General features: G+C 72.3%; 19 protein-coding genes. 5 read left to right on the forward strand and 14 right to left on the reverse strand.

What is annotated here, in order from left to right; translation table 11 throughout:
• Window positions 1-15 precede the first annotated feature (15 nt).
• Genes ACMCNO_RS20645 through ACMCNO_RS20660 form a run of 4 tightly spaced genes read right to left on the reverse strand, consistent with a single transcriptional unit; the run spans window position 16 to window position 3,239 of the window.
• Entirely contained in the window at window positions 16-1,131 is a 1,116-nt protein-coding gene (locus ACMCNO_RS20645) for an ABC transporter ATP-binding protein (RefSeq protein ID WP_412751094.1), read from the reverse strand.
• Complete coding sequence (locus ACMCNO_RS20650) at window positions 1,128-1,976, reverse strand: ABC transporter permease (protein ID WP_412751095.1); 849 nt, start codon at window positions 1,974-1,976, stop codon at window positions 1,128-1,130. The genes ACMCNO_RS20645 and ACMCNO_RS20650 overlap by 4 nt, the downstream gene beginning before the upstream one ends.
• 7 nt (window positions 1,977-1,983) lie before the next feature.
• Window positions 1,984-2,787, reverse strand: a complete 804-nt coding sequence (modA, locus tag ACMCNO_RS20655; protein ID WP_412751096.1) for a molybdate ABC transporter substrate-binding protein — start codon at window positions 2,785-2,787, stop codon at window positions 1,984-1,986.
• Between the two features lie 32 nt (window positions 2,788-2,819).
• A complete protein-coding gene (locus tag ACMCNO_RS20660; RefSeq protein ID WP_412751097.1) occupies window positions 2,820-3,239 on the reverse strand; it encodes a TOBE domain-containing protein in 420 nt (139 codons plus the stop codon).
• A gap of 227 nt (window positions 3,240-3,466) precedes the next feature.
• Here ACMCNO_RS20660 and ACMCNO_RS20665 point away from each other — a divergent pair, with 227 nt between their 5' ends.
• Window positions 3,467-3,964 (forward strand): hypothetical protein, encoded by a 498-nt coding sequence (locus ACMCNO_RS20665; RefSeq protein ID WP_412751098.1) that lies wholly within the window; start codon window positions 3,467-3,469, stop codon window positions 3,962-3,964.
• Window positions 3,965-4,004: 40 nt separating this feature from the next.
• Here ACMCNO_RS20665 and ACMCNO_RS20670 read toward each other — a convergent pair whose 3' ends face one another.
• The 3 genes from ACMCNO_RS20670 to ACMCNO_RS20680 form a co-directional block, all read right to left on the reverse strand.
• Complete coding sequence (locus tag ACMCNO_RS20670) at window positions 4,005-5,912, reverse strand: Xaa-Pro dipeptidyl-peptidase (RefSeq protein WP_412751099.1); 1,908 nt, start codon at window positions 5,910-5,912, stop codon at window positions 4,005-4,007.
• A gap of 72 nt (window positions 5,913-5,984) precedes the next feature.
• A complete protein-coding gene (locus ACMCNO_RS20675) occupies window positions 5,985-6,476 on the reverse strand; it encodes a deaminase (protein WP_412751100.1) in 492 nt (163 codons plus the stop codon).
• 178 nt (window positions 6,477-6,654) lie between these two features.
• Complete coding sequence (locus ACMCNO_RS20680; protein ID WP_412751101.1) at window positions 6,655-7,980, reverse strand: glycosyltransferase 87 family protein; 1,326 nt, start codon at window positions 7,978-7,980, stop codon at window positions 6,655-6,657.
• Window positions 7,981-8,387: 407 nt separating this feature from the next.
• On the opposite strand from ACMCNO_RS20680, the gene eis reads away from it, so the two are divergent.
• Window positions 8,388-9,578, forward strand: coding sequence for an enhanced intracellular survival protein Eis (gene eis, locus ACMCNO_RS20685; RefSeq protein WP_412751102.1), 1,191 nt, complete (start codon window positions 8,388-8,390; stop codon window positions 9,576-9,578).
• A 41-nt stretch (window positions 9,579-9,619) separates the two neighbouring features.
• Here eis and ACMCNO_RS20690 read toward each other — a convergent pair whose 3' ends face one another.
• Together ACMCNO_RS20690 and ACMCNO_RS20695 are read right to left on the reverse strand one after the other, a co-directional pair.
• On the reverse strand, window positions 9,620-10,231 hold the full coding sequence (locus ACMCNO_RS20690; protein WP_412751103.1) for a hypothetical protein: 612 nt from the start codon (window positions 10,229-10,231) through the stop codon (window positions 9,620-9,622).
• A gap of 133 nt (window positions 10,232-10,364) precedes the next feature.
• Window positions 10,365-10,961: a helix-turn-helix domain-containing protein gene (locus tag ACMCNO_RS20695; protein ID WP_412751104.1), complete on the reverse strand. Its 597-nt coding sequence runs from the start codon at window positions 10,959-10,961 to the stop codon at window positions 10,365-10,367.
• Between the two features lie 92 nt (window positions 10,962-11,053).
• Between ACMCNO_RS20695 and ACMCNO_RS20700 the strand changes: the two genes are divergently transcribed.
• Window positions 11,054-11,680, forward strand: coding sequence for a class I SAM-dependent methyltransferase (locus ACMCNO_RS20700; protein WP_412751105.1), 627 nt, complete (start codon window positions 11,054-11,056; stop codon window positions 11,678-11,680).
• A gap of 72 nt (window positions 11,681-11,752) precedes the next feature.
• Here ACMCNO_RS20700 and ACMCNO_RS20705 read toward each other — a convergent pair whose 3' ends face one another.
• Both ACMCNO_RS20705 and ACMCNO_RS20710 read right to left on the reverse strand, forming a co-directional pair.
• Window positions 11,753-12,571, reverse strand: coding sequence for a GGDEF domain-containing protein (locus ACMCNO_RS20705; RefSeq protein ID WP_412751106.1), 819 nt, complete (start codon window positions 12,569-12,571; stop codon window positions 11,753-11,755).
• Between the two features lie 71 nt (window positions 12,572-12,642).
• On the reverse strand, window positions 12,643-14,076 hold the full coding sequence (locus ACMCNO_RS20710; RefSeq protein ID WP_412751107.1) for an aldehyde dehydrogenase family protein: 1,434 nt from the start codon (window positions 14,074-14,076) through the stop codon (window positions 12,643-12,645).
• Between the two features lie 80 nt (window positions 14,077-14,156).
• Here ACMCNO_RS20710 and ACMCNO_RS20715 point away from each other — a divergent pair, with 80 nt between their 5' ends.
• A complete protein-coding gene (locus tag ACMCNO_RS20715) occupies window positions 14,157-14,774 on the forward strand; it encodes a TetR/AcrR family transcriptional regulator (RefSeq protein WP_412751108.1) in 618 nt (205 codons plus the stop codon).
• An 11-nt stretch (window positions 14,775-14,785) separates the two neighbouring features.
• Here the strand turns inward: ACMCNO_RS20715 and ACMCNO_RS20720 are convergent, their stop codons facing one another.
• Complete coding sequence (locus ACMCNO_RS20720) at window positions 14,786-15,241, reverse strand: SRPBCC family protein (RefSeq protein WP_412751109.1); 456 nt, start codon at window positions 15,239-15,241, stop codon at window positions 14,786-14,788.
• A 146-nt stretch (window positions 15,242-15,387) separates the two neighbouring features.
• Here ACMCNO_RS20720 and ACMCNO_RS20725 point away from each other — a divergent pair, with 146 nt between their 5' ends.
• Window positions 15,388-16,974 (forward strand): phytoene desaturase family protein, encoded by a 1,587-nt coding sequence (locus tag ACMCNO_RS20725; RefSeq protein WP_412751110.1) that lies wholly within the window; start codon window positions 15,388-15,390, stop codon window positions 16,972-16,974.
• A 46-nt stretch (window positions 16,975-17,020) separates the two neighbouring features.
• On the opposite strand, the gene ACMCNO_RS20730 is transcribed toward ACMCNO_RS20725, so the two are convergent.
• A complete protein-coding gene (locus tag ACMCNO_RS20730) occupies window positions 17,021-17,305 on the reverse strand; it encodes a MoaD/ThiS family protein (RefSeq protein WP_412751111.1) in 285 nt (94 codons plus the stop codon).
• 8 nt (window positions 17,306-17,313) lie between these two features.
• Entirely contained in the window at window positions 17,314-18,429 is a 1,116-nt protein-coding gene (locus ACMCNO_RS20735) for a WD40/YVTN/BNR-like repeat-containing protein (RefSeq protein ID WP_412751112.1), read from the reverse strand.
• Window positions 18,430-18,537: the final 108 nt, after the last annotated feature.

Here is an 18,537-nt window from a genome sequence, read left to right on the forward strand (position 1 = left end):
CGTTCATCGAGCGGCTCAGGCCGCGTCGCCGGTCGCGGGCGGGGCGTCGGCCGGGTAGGCGCGGGTTTCGGCGGCTTTCACGGCAGCCCACACCTCCTGACCGGGGGCCAGGTGCAGGTCGGCGGCGGCGGCCGGGGTGATGTCGGCGGCGGCGCCGATCGGACCGGCCAGCTGCACCCGGAGGTTGTCGCCGTGGCGTTGCAGGCCGGTGATGGTGGCCGGCCAGGTGTTGCGGGGGCTGCCGCCCGGCTGCCGCGGGTGCAGCGCGACCGCTGCGGGCGGGAACGCGACGAACACGTCGCCGTGCAGCGCGTCCGCGGCGGTCAGCGCAAAGCCGGAGCCGAGCTGGACGGTGTGGCCGGCGGCGGTGCCGCGGTAGAGGTTGAGCCCGACCAGCCGGGCGACGTAGTCGGTGCGTGGCTGCCCGGTGATGGTCGCCGCGTCCCCCTCCTGCACGATGCGGCCCTGCTCGATGATGATCAGCCGGTCGGCCAGGACCAGTGCGTCCAGCGGGTCATGCGTGACCAGCAGCGTCGCGCCGGGATGCGCGGCGAGGTGACGGTGCAGTTCGGCGCGGGTGTCCAGGCGGGTACGGGCGTCCAGCGCGGCCAGCGGCTCGTCGAGTAGCAGCAGGACCGGGTCGAGCGCGAGGGCGCGGGCGAGGGCGACGCGCTGGGCCTGCCCACCCGACAGCTGCCGGGGCTTGCGGGCGGTGTGCTCGACCAGGCCCACCCGGTGCAGCCAGTCGGCAGCCTGCCGACGGGCGGTACGCCGGTCGACGCCGTGCCGCCGGGGCCCGAAGGCGACATTGTCCAGCGCGGTCAGGTGGGGAAAGAGCAGGTAGTCCTGGAACACCACGCCGATCGGCCGTCGCTCGGGGGGTGTCCACAGCCGACGGTCGGGCCGGTCGAGGTCGGTCCCGGCGAGCGTGACGTGCCCGGCGGTCAGCGGCTGGAGCCCGGCCAGGGCGCGCAGGGCGGTGGTCTTGCCGGCGCCGTTCGGGCCGAGCAGCCCGACCACCTCCCCGGCGCCGATGCGCAACGGTACGTCGAGACGGAAGGTGCCCCGGTCGACGAGCAGGTGCGCGTCCATGACCGGGGTGGCGGCCGGTGCGGCTGGGGTCCCGGTCATCCGCTGGTGATCCACTTGTCGCGGAGTCCCGCGAGGATCGTGACCGACACGGTGAGCAGGATCAGGCTGAGCACCACCGCCCCGGACAGGTCGCCGCCTTCCATGGTCTGGTAGACCGCCAGCGGCATGGTCTGGGTGATGCCGGGGTAGTTTCCGGCGAACGTGATGGTGGCGCCGAACTCACCGAGCGCGCGGGCCCAGCACAGGACGCCTCCGGCGGCGACGCCCGGCGCGACCAGCGGCAGGGTGACGTGGGTGAAGGTGATCCACCGGCCCGCGCCCAGGGTCGCGGCGGCTTCCTCGAGCCGGGTGTCGGCGCCACGCAGCGCCCCCTCCACCGCGATGACCAGGAACGGCATCGCCACGAACGCTTCGGCGATGACCACGCCGACCGTGGTGAACGGCAACGTGGTCCCGAACGAGGCGTCCAGCCACGTACCGAGCAGGCCCTTGCGGCCGAACACCAGCAGCAGCGCGACGCCGCCGACCACCGGCGGCAGCACGAGCGGGACGGTGACCAGCGCGCGGATCACCCGCCGGCCGGGGAAGTCGACGCGGGCCAGCAGCCACGCCAGGGGCACACCGAGGACGAGGCAGACCACGGTGGCCACGGTGGCGGTCTGCAGCGACAGCCGCAGCGCGCTCAGCGCGCCGGGCTCGGTGAGTCGCTGCCACAGGGTGCCCCACGGCGCGCGGATGACGAGCCCGGCCAGCGGCAGCACGAGGAACGCCAGCCCGGCCACCGCGGGCACCAGCAGGGCAACCGGCACCCGCTGGGTACGGCGGCGCCGCGGCGGCCCGCCTGGTGGCCGGACCGCCGCGTCCCGATCGTCGGTACGGATCATGATCCTTCTACGGGGCTTGGAAACCGGCCGCCGTGAGCACCGCCGTGCCCTTGCCGGACAGCACGTAGGCGACGAACGCCTGCGCGCCGGCGGAGTTCGGGGCGTTCTTCACCACGATGACCGGGTAGTCGTTGAGCGCGCTGGCCGACTCGGGGAATTCCACGCCATCGACGTCGGACGACGACGCCTTGACGTCGGTGCGGTACACCAGGGCGGCGTCGACCTCGCCGAGTTTCACCTTCGACAGCGCGGCCTTGACGTCCTGCTCCAGCGTGACCGGTTTGATGGACACGTCGGCCGTGTCGAGGACCTTCTGCGCGGCGGCGCCGCAGGGCACCTCGGGGGCGCACAGGGCGACCTTGACGCCCGGCTTCGCCAGGTCGGACAGTCCGGTGACGCCCTTCGGGTTGCCCTTGGGCGCCGCGATCACGAGCTGGTTCTTCACGAACGTGGTCGGCGTGCCGCCACCGTTGCCGGCGTCGGTGACCGTCTTCATGGGGGCGGGCGAGGCTGCGGCGAACACATCGGCCGGGGCGCCCTGGTTGATCTGCGTGGCGAGTGCGGAGCTGCCCGCGAAGTTGAACTTCACCGTCGAGCCGGGGTTCGCCCCTTCGAAGTCCTTGCCGATCCGGGTGAACGACTCGGTCAACGATGCCGCCGCGAACACCGTCACCGTGCCGGTCACGCCGGTGCCGCTGGCCCCGGTGGTCGGTGCGGAACCACCGCCTGCGTCCCCGCCGCAGCCGACCGACCCGGCCAGCGCCGCGGCGCTCAACCCGGCCAGCGCGGCCCGGACGAATCGCGTACCCACCTGCACTCCCCCTCGCTTCGCGCCGCCCGCACTCACGCGCCGGGCCGTGCCTTCTGCGTCACACCGGACCGCTCCACCACCACCGTGGTCGACTTGATCACCGCGACCGCGACCGAACCGACCCGCAGGTCCAGGTCGTCGACCGCCTCCCGGCTCATGAGCGACACCACCCGGAACGGCCCGGCCTGAATGTCCACCTGCGCCATGACCGCGTCCTTGATCACCGCGGTGACGATGCCGCGCATCCGGTTGCGCGCCGAGGATCCGTCCGACCCGGTGACCGGATCACCGGCCTGCCCGCGGACGAACGCGGCCAGTTCGACCCCGTCGATCACCCGGTGCCCGTGCTCGTCCCGGTGCGCGGCGAGCCGGCCGGCGTCCACCCAGCGGCGCACCGTGTCCGCGCTGACGCCGAGCAACTCCGCGGCCTCACCGATCCGGAACATCGTCACACCGAGCACCCTAGCGGTACGCATCTGCATGGCGAAATAGCCTGTCCCCCTCGCGGGTGCCGCACCGAGGGGTGGTCAGTCGCCTGCATCTGCGTCCGGGGTGAGGCAGCATCCGGGGCTCGGACGTCCCGGGCCCCGGCGGGCCATGCGCGGCCGGGTATCGCCGTTCGTCGATGGTCTGGTAGTTTGCCGCGCTTGAGGGTGAGGATCACCGGAGGGACACCGCCATGCACCGCACTCGGCTCGGAGCGCTCAGCTCGATCATCGTCGCGGCGTTCGCCCTGTCCGGCTGCACCGCCGGTGCCACACCGGCGGACGGATCCGGCAAGCCCGGCGCCGGTGACGCGGTCGCGCTGACCCCGGTCGCGTCCCGGCCGGCCTCGCCCGCCGTGCCGAGCGCCCCGGCCCTGGACGCAGCGACGAAGACGGCTTGCGCACAGGTCAGCAAGGACATCAAGGCGGCCCTGGCGAAGGCCGCCAAGGCGGAGAAGATCGGCCCCCCGGCCGGGTACGCCGCCGTCAGCGCCCAGTACTCCGCGGGCGCCTCGGCGATCTACGCGAACGTGATCGGCGCGAACGCCGCGGTCAACGGCGCGGCGCGACAGGTGGCGACCGCCATGGGCAAGCTGGCCGACATCTACGCCACGGCCCCGAGGATCAAGCCCAGCAGGCAGGATCTGGAGGCCGCGCTGAAGAACCTGACGGCAGCCTGCTCCGGCGCCTGATCCCGTCGTCGAGCGCCCCGCGTCCCAGAGCCGCCACCCGTCAGCGCACCAGCGGCAGCACCACCCGCGAGGCGCCGAGGCGCACGCCGACCTCGGTCCCGGCCGGGTAGCGCAGGGTGTGGTCGCGGTCCGTGGAGATCAGCACCAGCCCGATCCGGTGTCCCGGCGCGAAGACGTGGTCGGTCGTCTGCAACCGCCAGCGCATCGTGTAGACCGCGCCGGGCCGCACCGGCACGCTGCGCGCGGTCGAGTACCGGTTGCGCACGTCGAGCCAGCCCCGGGTGACGATCTCCGACGGGGTCAGCGCGGTCACGTACTCCCGGCGGTTGAAGCAGCCCGGGTCGCCCGGGATGCCGGGGCCCACACAGTCCTGCACGCTCAGGGTCCGCAGGCCGGCGTAGCGCTCCGCAGGGCCGTAGTCGACCAGCAGCGCGGTCAGGTACGGCGACCCGCCGTCCAGGTCGGCACGCAGGGTCACGCTCGGCGTGCCCGACAGCCGGGTCTCGTGGGTCAACGGCGCCGACAGGTACGCCAGGCGGTGCGGGTCGACGCTCGTCTCGTCGTCGGCGAGTTCCTCAGCGGTCTGCGCGGGATCGTCGGCGAACGACTGCCGCCCGCCCGCAACGGATGGGTGGGTCGCCAGCCCGGCCTCCCCCAGGAACATCGCCGTGTCCCGGCTGCCGGGCACCGGCCAGGTGGCGGAGGTGCGCCAGACGTTCGGCGCGACCTCCACGTCGGCCACGGGCTCCCGCATGATGCCCGTGTCGATCCCGTACAGCCACTGGTCGAACCAGCGGTGCAGAGTATCGAGCCACTGCTCACGGCGTACGTTGAACGGGTCGGTGTGCGCGGCCTGGTGCAGCCAGATCTTGCGCGGCACGTCGCGCTTCGCCAGCGCGTCCCACCACTGCCCGGCCTGCCCGGTGCGCACGTTGTCGTCGTGCAGGCCGTGCACGAGCAGGACGCTGGCGCGTACCTTGTCGACGTCGCGCAGATAGTCGCGCTCCGCCCAGAATCTGCTGTAGTCGCCGGTGTCCCGGTCCTGCGCGCGTTCCAGCGACGCCATCACGTCCGCGCACGCCCCGGGATCGGCACGCGTGAGGACGGCTTTGGCCAGCACGTCGGTGTCCTCGCCCTGGAAACCACCGGGCGCCACCACTCCGCCGTTGGCGCGGTAGTAGTCGTACCAGCTGGAGATGGCCGCGATCGGCACGATCGTCTCCAGTCCGCGGACCCCGGTCGCGGCGACCGCATTCGGCAGGGTGCCGTTGTAGGACACCCCGATCATTCCGGTACGCCCGGTCGACCAGTCGGCGCGCGCGGGCGCGCCGGTGGCGTCGAAGCCCGGCGCCCGTCCGTTGAGCCAGTCGACGACCGCCTTCATGCCCAGGGTCTCGTTGCGGCCGCCCGTGGTCGGGCAGCCGTCCGAGCCACCCGTGCCGAGGCTGTCGGCGAAGGCCACCGCGTATCCGCGGGGCACGAAGTAGTTGTCGAGGTAGCCGGCGAACACGATGGTCTCGGCGGCGCGTCCGGCTCCGGGGGCGGCGCGCAGACCCGCCGTCGCGCCGTCGCGGTCGATGTCGTCGTGATTCGGTACGTCGTTCAGCCCCGCGTAGTAGGGGCTGGCCTGGAAGATCACCGGCACCTTGCGGCCGTCCGCGCGCGGCCGGATGATCCGCACCGCCACCCGGTCGGGACGGCCGTCGAGGTCACTGTCCACCGGGGTCTGCACCCACACCTGCTCGCGGATGGCCTGGCCATAGTCGTACACCGGCTCCGTGCCGGTGCCGGTGCCGGTGCCGGTGCCGGCGACCGCCGCGGTCGCCGGGCTGGACGCTGACCCGCCCGCGGCCGCCGCGGTGGCCCGGGCCGCCGCGGCTGGGGTCAGCAACAGCAGGACGACACCGCCGGCGAGGCAGGCACGCAGCAGACCACGAACGGATCGCATCAGGAGACCCCTCCGGCACTCGGGACCATTGCCGTCCGACAGTATCGTCTTTCGTCGATGTCCGGTGCCCCGTCAGGCGGTGGCCGCCGGCCGTTCCGGGATGCGGTCGAGCACGTGGGCGTTGATCTCACGGACCCGAGGGCCCAGGTCACCGATCTCGACGACGTCGACCCCCGCCGCGCGCAGGATGCGGATGCCCACACAGGCGGCGAAGACGGGCGGTTCCCGCAGCGCCAGCACGACGCGACCGACGCCCGCCGCGAGGATCAGGTCGGCGCACGGGGCCGGCCCGGACCGACGCGTCGTGCACGGCTCCATCGAGGTGTACATCGTGGCCCGGCGCAGGTCCCCGCCGTGCCGGTCGGCCAGCTTGGCCAGCGCGACCTCCTCCGCATGGTGATGCGGTTCGGTCTCGGCGGTGTAGCCCGCGGCGAGCGCGGTACCGGTGTGGCCGTCGACGACGATGGCTCCGACGGCGTACCGGGTCGGCGACGGCGGCGACAACCGAGACAGGTCGATCGCCGCCCTCAGCCATCCCCGATCGCGTTCATTGACACTGATCATGGACCACCCCCGCGGTGCCTGCCTGATCTCGACCGTGCCCTACTGTCGCACGCCGAGCCGGCCCGCCCCGGAGCGCCGGGGATTGTGGCGCGACAGGTGATCGTCGGCACTGTGGACGGTCCTGCGCAGTCTGGTCAGGTCCGGTCGCCGAGGCGGATCAGGGGCCCCCGACGGTTCCTCACCCGCGGTCTCGGGCATCGATGAGCTGGGCACGCACCGGCCGCGCGGGCGATCGCCGTGACCTCAGATCCGTGCCCAGCCGGTGGGGCAGCGCAATCACCAGGACCACCAGCAACAGCGCGATGGCGTTCTCGGCGACGACGCCGGGCCAGCCATCCGCGTAATGAGAGGTCGCCGGCAGGCGGTGCAGGACGAACCAGAACGGGGAGGCGATCGTCAGCACCAGCACGACCGAGGCGGCCGCGAGACGGACCTCGGCGGCCCTCCCCGCTTCGCCCGCCAGCCTGCGGTGCCACGCCGTGTCGAGCAGGATCACGACCGCCGGCAGCAGGAACGTCAGGTGATGCGTCCAGGAGACCGGGCTGACGAGACCGGCGGTCAGGCCCACCAGGGTGAAGGCGGCCAGTTGGTCGCCGTTGAGGTGGGCCTGCCGGGCCCGGGCCAGCCCGACGATCAGCGCCGCGAGGGCGACCGCCGTCCAGAGCGCGGCAGGCTGGTGCGGCGTGTCGGTCAGCCGAGCCAGCAGACCGGCCAGCGACTGGTTCTCGGAGACGTCGGTGCGGCCGACGCGGTCGGTCTGCCACAGCGTGGCGCCGAAGAACTGCACCGTCGTGCGGGGCACCAGCAACGCCGTCGTCACGGTGGCCGCAGCGGCCGTGATGATCGCCGTTCGCGCGGCTCGGTGTTGACCCGTGACCAGCAGATACACGATGAACAGGGCGGGCGTGAGTTTGAAGGCGGCGGCCAGGCCGATGCCCACCCCGGCCCAACTCCCGCTGTTCCAGCGGCGACGGACCGCGCTCTCCGCGGTTCGCGGGCCGCCGGGGGCGGCAGTGACCCGGTCTCCCGCTCGGGCCGCCCGGCGCAGCGCCACCAGATCCGCCGTGATCAGCGCGAAGAGGACGAGGTCGACCTGACCCATGCCGAGGGTCTGCCGCACCGGCTCGGTGAGCAGCGCGACCGGAAGGGCCACGGCCAACGTCCGGCCCCGGCTCCAGCCGTACCGGTCGGCCACCGGACGCAGGACGACGGTCAGCACGAGTGTCAACGCCGCGACGCTGACGAGCAGACTGCCCCAGCCCATCACCTCGTCCGGAAGCCAGGCGAAGGGCGCCATGACCAGCGCGGCGAACGGTGGATAGGTGAACCCCAGCCCCGAGCCGGGCGCCGCGTACGCGTACAGCCCGCCCCCACTGATCCACAACCGCACCGCGCCGAGATAGATGCGGGTGTCGACGAATGTGTAGTGGTGGACGAATGCGACGCCCGCGATCACGGCCAGCAATACGCCGGCTCCGGTCAGCCACCAATGCCGGGGCCGCATCGCCGCCACCCGCGGCCCTTGCGACGCAATGTAGTCTCGACATCTACGCAGGGTGGCCGACAAGCGGGCAACATTCCGCTTCCAGACAGCAGAGGTGTTTCCCGCACGAGTGTTGATCACGACGACGGAGTATGCCGGTCCCAGTCAAGTCGATCAGCACCGAATGATCCTGACTTGACCGGACGACCAGCGGCCGCGCCACCCCATACGTCGCTTTCGCCCGGACGAGCGGTGATTTCTTCCTGTGGCGAGCGCCACGCCAGCGCTGAGCCAGCCGGCCGAGGCCCGCCCAACGGCGGCCGGGTGGTGCAGAATCTCCACGATCGGGGCAGTCCGAGCGCCGCACGTTCACCGGCACCCGGCGACCACCAACCGGGGGTGGCAGGGCGGCTGGCAGGATGTCCGGTGTGACGTACCAGGTGCGGCTGCTCGGGCCGGCGGATCAGCGGCTCGCGTGGGACCTCGGCAGCCTCGCGTTCGGATACCACGAGCAGCCCATGCCGGAGGGGTGGGCCGCCGACTCCCCCGGCCGGCGGACGCTCGGCGTCTTCGACCCTGCCGGGCGGTTGGTCGCCAAGGCGGTGGACCGCGAGCAGGGCCAGTGGTTCGGCGGCCGGGTCGTGCCGACCAGCGGCGTCGCCGGCGTGGCGACCGCGCCCGAGCTGCGCGGGCGCGGCCTTGGCCGGCTCGTCCTGACACGGCTGCTGCGGGACGCCCGGGAACGGGGGGCGGTGATCAGCACGCTGTTCGACACCACCCCGGCACCGTACCGGGCACTGGGCTGGGAAGAGGTCGGCGCGCTCGTCTACCACACCGTGCCGACCCGGGTGCTGGCCGAGATCCGCCCCGATGCCAGGATCACGTTGCGGCCGGCAACAGAGGCCGACATCCCCGCGGTCGGCGAGATCTACCGCGAGGTGGCGCGGGCGGGCACCGGCATGATGGAACGCTCCGGGCCCGCGTTCGGGGCGACGCCGGCGCAGCTGCTGGCCGACTACCACGGGTTCACCGTCGCCGTCGACGACACCGGCACCATCGTCGGGTACGCCCGGTGGGACCGCGGCCCCGGCTACGACGCGAGCGGCAAGCTCACCGTGGACGACCTGATCGGACTGACGCCCGAGGCAACGCGCACACTGCTGGCGATGCTCGGCGGCTGGGCCAGCGTCGCACCGACCGTGCTGATCCGGCTGGGCGCCGCCGACCCCGTCTGGTCGCTGCTGGCACGGGGCGACGCCAAGCCCGGGTCCACGCAGCCGTGGATGCTGCGCGTCGTCGACGCGCCCGGCGCGGTCGCCGCCCGCGGCTGGTCGCGGCACCTGACCGGCGAGGTCGACGTGGAGCTGACCGACGACGTCTGCCCTTGGCACCAGGGCCGTCACCGGCTGGTGCTCTCCGGCGGGACCGGCCGGCTGGAGCCGGGCGGCGCGGGCACCGTCCGCCTGACCCCGCGCGGCCTGGCCTCCTGGTATGCGGGCGCTGCGACGCCGCAGCAGCTGCGCCGCAGCGGTTTCCTGACCGGCGGCGACACTGACACCGACGAGCTGCTGCGCACCGCGACCGCCGGCCCTGCGCCGACGCTGCACAACTACTTCTGAGGACTGCCCACAACTCGGGGGCATCCTTCGGCACGAGGTCGTCACACCGTGGGCGTGCGTGAGCCACCGGAGGAGGCAACCAGCGCGTCAGCGACCAGGGCGGCATCCGCATCGGCCAGGTCCGCCGGGTACTCCGGCAGCAGGTCGTCCCAGACCAGCAGCCACGACCCATACAACTGGGCCTGGCCTTCGGGCCTGGCGAAGAACCACAAGTGCAGGTGGGCGGCGCCGTCGCCGAAACGGTACAGGTGGGCTCGGGAAACGTACGGCACCGCCTGCATGTGCCGCACGATGCGGGTACTCAGCAGGCCGAGCTCTGCGGCCATCTCGTCAGGCAGGTCGGCCAGGTCGTAATGATCGCGTGGATAGAGCATCAAGATCAGCGGTACCCCGGCGCCGGAGATCCGGTCCAGCCGCCAGCGCTCGTTGAACCAGATGCCCTTGTCTCGGTCGCCGCAGATGCCACACTCCGCCGGATCCTCGCCATGCCGTGGCGGCTCGGGCGCCACCGGCGGCTTGAGCGGGGTGACGCGGAGCCCGTTCTGCTCGAACGGACTGATCTCCCAGCCCGTCATCCGGGACAGGGGAAGGCGGTGCTCGCTGTCTGCGGCCGCGAGTGCGTGCCGGTGGAACTCGTCCGGGGTCAAAGCCATGGCCGCAGAGTAGCCAGGTCGCACGGCACGCCCGGGGGAGGTCCTGATGCGACATGTCGGCGACGTACTCGATGTGCCTGCCGGCCTCGGTTGCGGTGCGCCGCAGAGCTCGGCGATCCGGTCGATTGTCGGCCTACTCGGTGGATCCCTGCCTGGGTGCGACGCGCAGGTGTGCGCGCTCGCCCTGCCGGCCGATGAGGCTGAGGTACTCGACGGGACCGGCGCTGGTCGCCCCGAACCAATGCGGAGTGCGGGTGTCGAACTCGGCGGCCTCCCCGGCCTCGAGGAGGAGATCGTGCGTGCCGAGGACCAGGCGCAACCGTCCGTTGAGGACGTACACCCAGTCGTAGCCCTCATGGACACGCAGGTCGGGTTCGCGGTCGTCGTCTCCGGCCGGGAGGACGAACTTGTACGCCTGGATGCCGCCGGGGCGGCGGGTCAGGGGCAGCACGGTCGATCCGTCACCGACGGCGATGGGGCGCAGGTTGATGCGGGGGTCGCCGGTCGGCGGCGCGTCGACCAGCTCGTCGATGGTCACGCCGTGGGCGCGGGCGAGCGGAAGGAGCTGCTCGAGCGTCGGGCGTCGCAGGCCCGCTTCCAGCCGCGACAGCGTACTGACGGAGATGCCGGTCTGCTGGGACAGCTCCGTGAGGGTGAGGTCGCGGCGGGACCGGAGCTGCTTCAGCCTCGGGCCGACAGCCTCGAGCGTGCGGTCGGACTCCTGCGTCATGCCCGCAGTTTGCCATTCGGCAAAGAGCTTTGCCCGCCGGTCGGGTACCCGGTCACGATCGTGGGGACGGCGACGACCCCGAAGGAAGCCCGATGACGCACGGATTCGACAAGGACTACTGGGAACAGCACTGGCACCAGGCGCACGCCGACACGGCCGGTGGTGCCGCGCCGAACCCGTACCTCGTCCGCGAGACCGCCGGCCTGGCACCGGGCACCGCGCTGGACGCCGGGTGCGGCGCCGGCTCCGAGGCGATCTGGCTGGCCTCCCGGGGCTGGCGCGTCGTCGCCGCCGACATCTCCGCCGAGGTGCTCGCCCGCGCGGCGCAGCGCGCGGACGGCGGTGGGCCGTCCGAGCCGGTGCGGTGGGTCGAAGCGGATCTGACCGCCTGGGATCCGGGCACCCGGTTCGATCTGGTCACCACCCACTATGCGCACCCGGCGATGCCGCAACTGGCCTTCTACGAGCGCATTTCGGCCTGGGTGGCGCCCGGCGGGACGCTGCTGATCGTCGGGCACCTGCATACCCCGGACGGCACCGGGCACGGGGACCACCCGCCCGCCGAGGCATCGGTCACCCTCGCCGACATCACCGCGCGCCTGGACCTTTCCCACTGGGAGATCACCACGGCCGAGGAGCACGTGCGGACGGTGACCGCCCCCGGAGGCCGGACCGTCGCCCTGCACGACGTCGTCGTGCGCGCCACCCGGGGCGACTGACCGCCTCCGCGCGGCGCCGGTCGCGACGTGCGGTTCAGGCAGCGGCGTGCGGTTCAGGCAGCGGCGTGTGGTTCAGGCAGCGCCGCGGTCGCGGTAGGCGCGGGGGCGCCGTTCGCGGGGCGTGCCCGAGACGACGCGGTTGCGTCCGGCGCGCTTGGCGGCGTAGAGGTTGCGGTCGGCCGTGGACAGCGCCGCCGACTGGCTGCGCGGCGCGGCCTCGTTCACCCCGGCCACACCGATGCTCACCGTCACGGGCAGGTCCGCGGTGATGTCCTGCCAGTCGTGCTCACTGACGGCCCGCCGGATCCGGTCGAGTCCCTCGATCGCCGTGGAGAGCCGGGTGGTGGGCAGCACCAGGAGGAACTCCTCGCCACCGAGCCGGGCCACGAACCCGTCCGGGGCGAACGCGGCCAGTCCGGTCGCCAGCAGTCCGGCGATCTGCGTCAGCACCTGGTCGCCGACGTCATGGGACAGCGTGTCGTTGATCCGCTTGAAGTGATCGACATCGGCGATTCCCACGGCCAGGTCCGGGTCGGTGGCGATCAGACCGGGCAGTTCCTCGTCGACGTACCGGCGGTTGGGCAGCCCGGTCAGCGGGTCGTGGCGCGCCTGCTCCCGGAACCGTTCGGCCTCCTGGCGGGCCTCTGCGGTCTCGAACATGACCTGCCTGGTCTGCGTCTGTGCCTGCGACTGCCGTTCCTTCAGGTGCAGGCTCTCGCGGGCGGCGAAAGACACCTTGTGCTCGGCGAACGCCGCCGCGAAGTCACCCCGGGCGGCGTACAGCTCGGCCCGCTCCTGGTGCACCCGCACCATGACCTCGGGCAGCTCCCGCTCGGCGCACAGCACGCGGGACGATTCGAGGCTTGCCCGGGCCCCGTCCAGATCACCCATCCCCCGCACGTGCTGCGGAACACGTCCGGCGGTGGTCGCTGAGGCCGCTGCGCAGAAGGACGTCGCCGGGTTCAGCCGTGGCGCATGAGCCGGCGGAGCAGGCGCACCCCGCGTGCGGTGAAGGGCGGCTGCGCCAGGCCCAGCGTGTCGGGCCGCAGCGGCTTGGCGAGGACGGGCTTGAGGTGGCTGAACGAGCGCCACGAGTAGAGGCCGTGGTAGGCGCCGATGCCGCTCGGCCCGACGCCGCCGAAGGGCAGTCCGGACGCGGCGGCGTGCACGAGGGCGGCGTTGTGGACCACGGCGCCGGACGAGGTGTGCTGCTCGAACAGGCGCCGGATGCGCGGCGAGGAGGTGAAGACGTACAGGGCTAGCGGCTTGTCCCAGGCGTTGATGACCGTGACGGCCTCCTCGGCCGAGGCGACGGGGAGGATCGGCAGGACGGGGCCGAAGATCTCCTCCCGCAGCACGGGGTGGGCGGCGCGCGGGCCGACAGCGGCACGCCCGCCGTCGGGAAGGGTGACGACGGTGGGGGCGAGATAGCGCTCGCCCCGGTCGTGTTCGCCGCCGATCACCACGTCGGTGTCGCCGAGGTAGCCGACGAGGCGGTCGAACTGGTGTTCGTTGACGATGCGGCCGTACTCCCGGCCGGCGCGGGGGTCGGCGCCCCACAGGTCGCCGATCGCGTCCTTGAGCGCGGTCACCAGCGCCGGCACCCGGTCGGGGGTGGTCATGACGTAGTCCGGGGCGATACAGGTCTGCCCGGCGTTGGTGAACTTCGCCCAGGCGAGGCGGCGGGCCACCGCCGGGAGATCGGCGTCGTTGTCGAACCAGACCGGCGACTTGCCGCCCAGTTCGAGGGTCACCGGCGTCAGGTGTTCGGCGGCCGCGCGCATGACGACGCGGCCGACCGCTCCGCTGCCGGTGAACACGATGTGGTCGAACCGCTGTGCCAGCAACTCGGTGGCCTCGGGAACGCCACCCTCCACCGTGCGTACGGCGCCCTGGGGGAAGTAGCGCGGCACCAGGCGCGTGATCAGCGACGCGGTCGCGGGGGCGAGTTCGCTCGGTTTGAGTACGGCCGTGTTCCCCGCGGCCAGCACGCCGACCAGCGGGTTGAGCAGCAGTTGTACCGGGTAGTTCCACGGGGCGATCACCAGCACGACACCGAGCGGCTCGGACACCAGCCGGGCCCGGCCCGGCAGCAGTGTCAACGGCACCGGCCCGCGCTTCGGGCGTGCCCACCGCCGGAGGTGGCGCAGCGTGTGGTTGATCTCCGCGACGACGACATTCAGCTCAGTCAGCTGCGCCTGCGCCGGACTCTTGTGCAGGTCGCTCCACAATGCGGCTTCGAAGGCCGCCTCGTTGTCGGTGAGCATCGCCCGCAGGGCGTGCAGGTGGCGGATGCGGGCGGACAGCGAACGGGTCGCGCCGGACTCGAAGTGCTCGCGCACAGCCGTGACCGTCTCGGGAATCCGGAGGCCGTCGGTGCGGGTCGATGCGCTCATCGCCCTACCATAAGCGAAACGGAACCTTTTCGTTTTTGATGTGAGCGACGCCACAACCCACGACGGGAGAGAATCCGGAGGTGACGACGAACATGCAGACGGCGCCCCGGGGCCGGCGCAACGACCCGCGCCTGGATCAGACGCTGATCAACGCGGCGATCGAGGTCCTCAACGAATCGGGCTACGCGGCGTTCACCACGACGGCGGTCGCCCGGCGCGCGGGCGCCTCGACCGCATCGCTGTACCGGCGGTGGCCCTCCAAGCAGGCGCTGGCCGGGGCCGTCGCGCGTCACATCGCACTCGACGAGCTGAGCGACATCGACACCGGCTCGCTGGACGGCGACCTGCGCGAGCTGCTCCTGCGCAAGCAGCGGATCCTCGACGCCGCCGCCGGACCCGCACTGCTGTCGCTGATGGGGCAGGCCGCGCACGATCCGGCCCTGCGGCAGATCCTGCGCGAGGACGTGTATCTCGCGGTCCGCGAACGGATCGAGACGCTGATCGCGCAGGCCGCCCAACGGGGGGAACTGAGTCGCGAGATCAGTGCCGCGCAGATCAGCGTCCTGGCCCTCGTCCTGATCGGCACCGGCCTGGCGCGCGCGGTCTTCACGCCTTCGCTCCCGGGGCAGGGCGATCACACGTCGGATGAGCTGGCCCAGACCGAACTGGACCTCCTCCTGGACGTCCTGCGGCGGTGACCGCGGCCGGGTCACGAACCAGTCGTCGCGCTGTGGCGGTGCACGGCGATGTCCCCGAGACGGCGCAGCGCCTCCGCGTTACGGGGTCGCAGCAGCAGTGCCTGGACTGCATCGGGCACCAGCCGACCGATGCCGGACGACAGGGTCTCGGCCATGCGGACCCGGGTCGAGGTGGATGACACCGGTTCCAGGCGGATCTGGACGACGGCGGCGCCCAGCGGCCACATCTGCGCGTCCAGTTCGAGGAACCTGCCCGGCTGCACCGCGCGCACCACGGTCTGGTCGTCGATCTGCAGCGGCCACGGTCCGACCCGGTGATGGATGCGGGCGCCGACCGCCGGCCAGCCCGGGTCGACGTCCCGGATGTGTGCCGCACCCACGACCCAGCCCGCATAGCTCCAACCGTCGGCCAGGACGGCGAAGATCCGGTCCGGCGTGGTGTTGACGGTGTGGCAGGTCTCGCTCACCCGATACCCTCCCTCGTGAGCTCCATCCACCGCCGGTGTTCCCCCGGGCACCCGGCGTAAACCGATCCGGGGACGACGCATCCGGCCGGCCGATCCGGGGTACGCCGCATACGCGGCGGATCTTTCGACGGCGGAGGGCGTACCTGATGCGCACGGTTGACGCGGTGATCATCGGCGCGGGACACAACGGGTTGGTGGCCGCCAACCTGCTGGCGGACGCGGGGTGGGACGTACTGGTCTGGGAGGCGACGGATTCCGCCGGTGGCGCCGTGCGGACCGCCGAGCTGTCCGTCCCCGGTTTTCGCCACGACCTGTGCAGCGCCTTCTACCCGCTCGGTGTCGCGTCGCCGGTGCTGCGCGCCCTCGACCTGGAATCGTTCGGGCTGGCGTGGCGGCATGCGCCCGCTGTCCTCGCCCACGTGCTGCCGGACGACCGGTGTGCGCTGCTGTCCCGGGACCCGGCCGAGACGGCGGCGTCGGTGGCCGCGTTCGATCCGCGCGATGCGCAGGTGTGGCTGGACGAGGTGGACCGGTGGCGGCGGATCGGCGAGCCGTTGCTGGACGCGATGCTGCGGCCGTTTCCGCCCGTGCGTGCGACGGCGCGGCTGCTGCGCGCGCTCGGCGCCGCCGAGGCGCTGCGCTTCGGGCGGATGACCGTGCAGCCGGTACGTGACTACGGGCACGAGCGCTTCCACGGTGCCGGGGCGCGGCTGCTGGTCGCCGGCAACGCACTCCACACCGATCTGGGACCTGAGCAGGCCGGCAGCACGATATTCGGGTGGCTGCTGGCCATGCTCGGCCAGTGCGTCGGGTTTCCGGTGCCGGTGGGCGGCGCCGATCAACTGATCGAGGCGCTGCTGCGCCGGCTGGCCTCCCGCGGCGGGACCGTCGAGTACGGCCGCCCGGTCACCCGCGTCCTGCACGCACGAGCCGTCGCGGTGGGTGTGCAGGATGCCCACGGCGAACGGGTCCGGGCCCGCCGCGCGGTCCTCGCCGACGTGTCCGCCCCCACCCTCTACGAGCAGCTCGTCGGGTTGCCGGCCCTGCCCCGGGCGCTGGCCACCGACGTGCATCGGTTCCAGTGGGACCACGCCACCATCAAGATGGACTGGGCCCTGTCCCGCCCGATTCCGTGGACCGCGGCGCAGGCCCGCTGCGCCGGCACGATCCACCTGGGAGCCGACCTGGACGGGCTCACCGAATACAGTACCGACCTGACCCGCGGCCGACTGCCCAGCCACCCGTTCGTGCTGCTCGGCCAGATGACCACGAGCGACCCGAGCCGCTCCCCGGCCGGCACGGAGTCGGTCTGGGCCTACACCCACGTCCCGCATGCGATGGCCGGGGACATCAGCCGCATGCGGGAGCAGGCGCAGCTGATGGAAGAGGTCATCGAGCGCCGAGCGCCCGGATTCCGCGCCTCGATCCTGGGCCGCCACGTCCAACTGCCCGGTGATCTGCAGCGCCACAATCCGAGCCTGTTCCAGGGTGCGGTCAACGGGGGTACCGCGGCTCTGCACCAGCAGTTGTTGTTCCGGCCGGTGCCCGGGCTCGCCCGCGCCGACACACCGATCGACCGGCTGTATCTGGCCAGCTCGTCCGCGCATCCAGGGGGCGGGGTGCACGGCGCTCCGGGCGCCAACGCGGCCCGCGCCGCCCTCGCGCGAAACGGGATCGCCGGACCGGCGTATGCCGGGGTCATCGGGGCCCTCCACCGCCGACTGTACGGGTAGAGCCCCGGACCCAACCGCCCGGTGGCGGGTTGGGCGACGGCGGAGGTCAGCCGCCCGCCATCGCGCCGACGACGAGGAACGGCTCCTTGCCGGAACGCACCTCCTCGGGCAGTGGCGTGTCGGGTGACTCGTTCGACAGGTCCTCCTCGCAGGCGTAGAAGCGGATGAACGCGCGGCGCCGACCCGTGGCCCGGTCCCGCATCGTGCCGCCCAGCATCGGATACCGGGCCTCCAACTCGTCGAGCACCCGGCGCTGCGTGACCGGATCCGCCACCTCCAGCTGCACCTCGTGGCCGACCTTCGCGAGGATCTTCAGATGCGCGGGCAGCATGACCCGGATCATGGCAGCGCCTGAACTTCCACGGACAACACGGGCGGCAGGTCCCGCACGATCGCGGTCCAGGTGTCGCCCCCGTCGGCCGAGCCGTAGACCTGCCCGCCGCTGGTTCCGAAGTAGATGCCGCCCGGGTCGAGCGTGTCGACCGCCATCGCGTCGCGTAGCACATTGACGTAGCAGTCGGCCTGGGGCAGGCCGGACGTCAACGGCTCCCACTGATCGCCGCCGGTGCGGCTGCGATACACCCGCAACTTGCCGTCCGGCACGTAGTGTTCGGAATCGCTCTTGATCGGGACCACGTAGACCGTCTCCGGCTCGTGGGCATGCACCGCGATGGGGAACCCGAAGTCGGTCGGCAGGTTGCCGCTGACCTCGCGCCACGACCCTCCGGCGTCGTCGCTGCGCATGACGTCCCAGTGCTTCTGCATGAACAGCACCTCCGGCCGGGACGGGTGCATCGCGATGCGGTGCACACAGTGGCCCACCTCCGCGTCCTGGTCAGGGATCTGCGCGGAACGCAGTCCACGGTTGATCGGCAGCCACGTCGTGCCGCCGTCGTCGGACCGGAACGCCCCCGCCGCCGAGATGGCGACGAAGATCCGCTGGCGGTCCACCGGGTCCAGGATGATCGTGTGCAGGCACATGCCACCCGCACCCGGCTGCCAGCCCGGCGCGGACGGGTGGGTACGCAGGCCCGGCAGTTCCTGCCATTTCTGGCCGCCGTCGGTGGAGCGGAACAACGCCGCGTCCTCGGCGCCCGCATACACCGTGTCGGGGTCGTCGGGCGCCGGCTCGAGGTGCCAGATCCGTTTGAACTCCCACGGGCGTGGCGTCCCGTCATACCAAAGGTGATCACCGACGTCACCCGCGTAGCCGAAGTCGTTGCCGACCGGCTGCCACGTCGCGCCACCGTCGTCCGAGCGCTGGATGAGCTGGCCGAACCAGCCGGACGACTGCGAGGCCCACAGCCTGTCCGGGTCGGCCGGGGAACCGTTGACGTGGTAGATCTCCCAGCCCCCGAAATGCGGGGCGCTCACCTTCCAGTCCCGCCTGCTGCCGTCCGACGTGAGGATGAAGGCGCCCTTGCGGGTGCCCACCAATATCCGAACCCCGGTCATTTCTCACCTCTGTCTCGGCCTGCCGGCCGTGAGTCGTCGACCAATCGCTGCGAACATCCTCGGCCACCCCTCCGACACTTTTCCGGGTGGCGCGGAATGTCAAACCAA

Source organism: Krasilnikovia sp. M28-CT-15 (assembly GCF_047159595.1).
Lineage (GTDB): Bacteria > Actinomycetota > Actinomycetes > Mycobacteriales > Micromonosporaceae > Actinoplanes.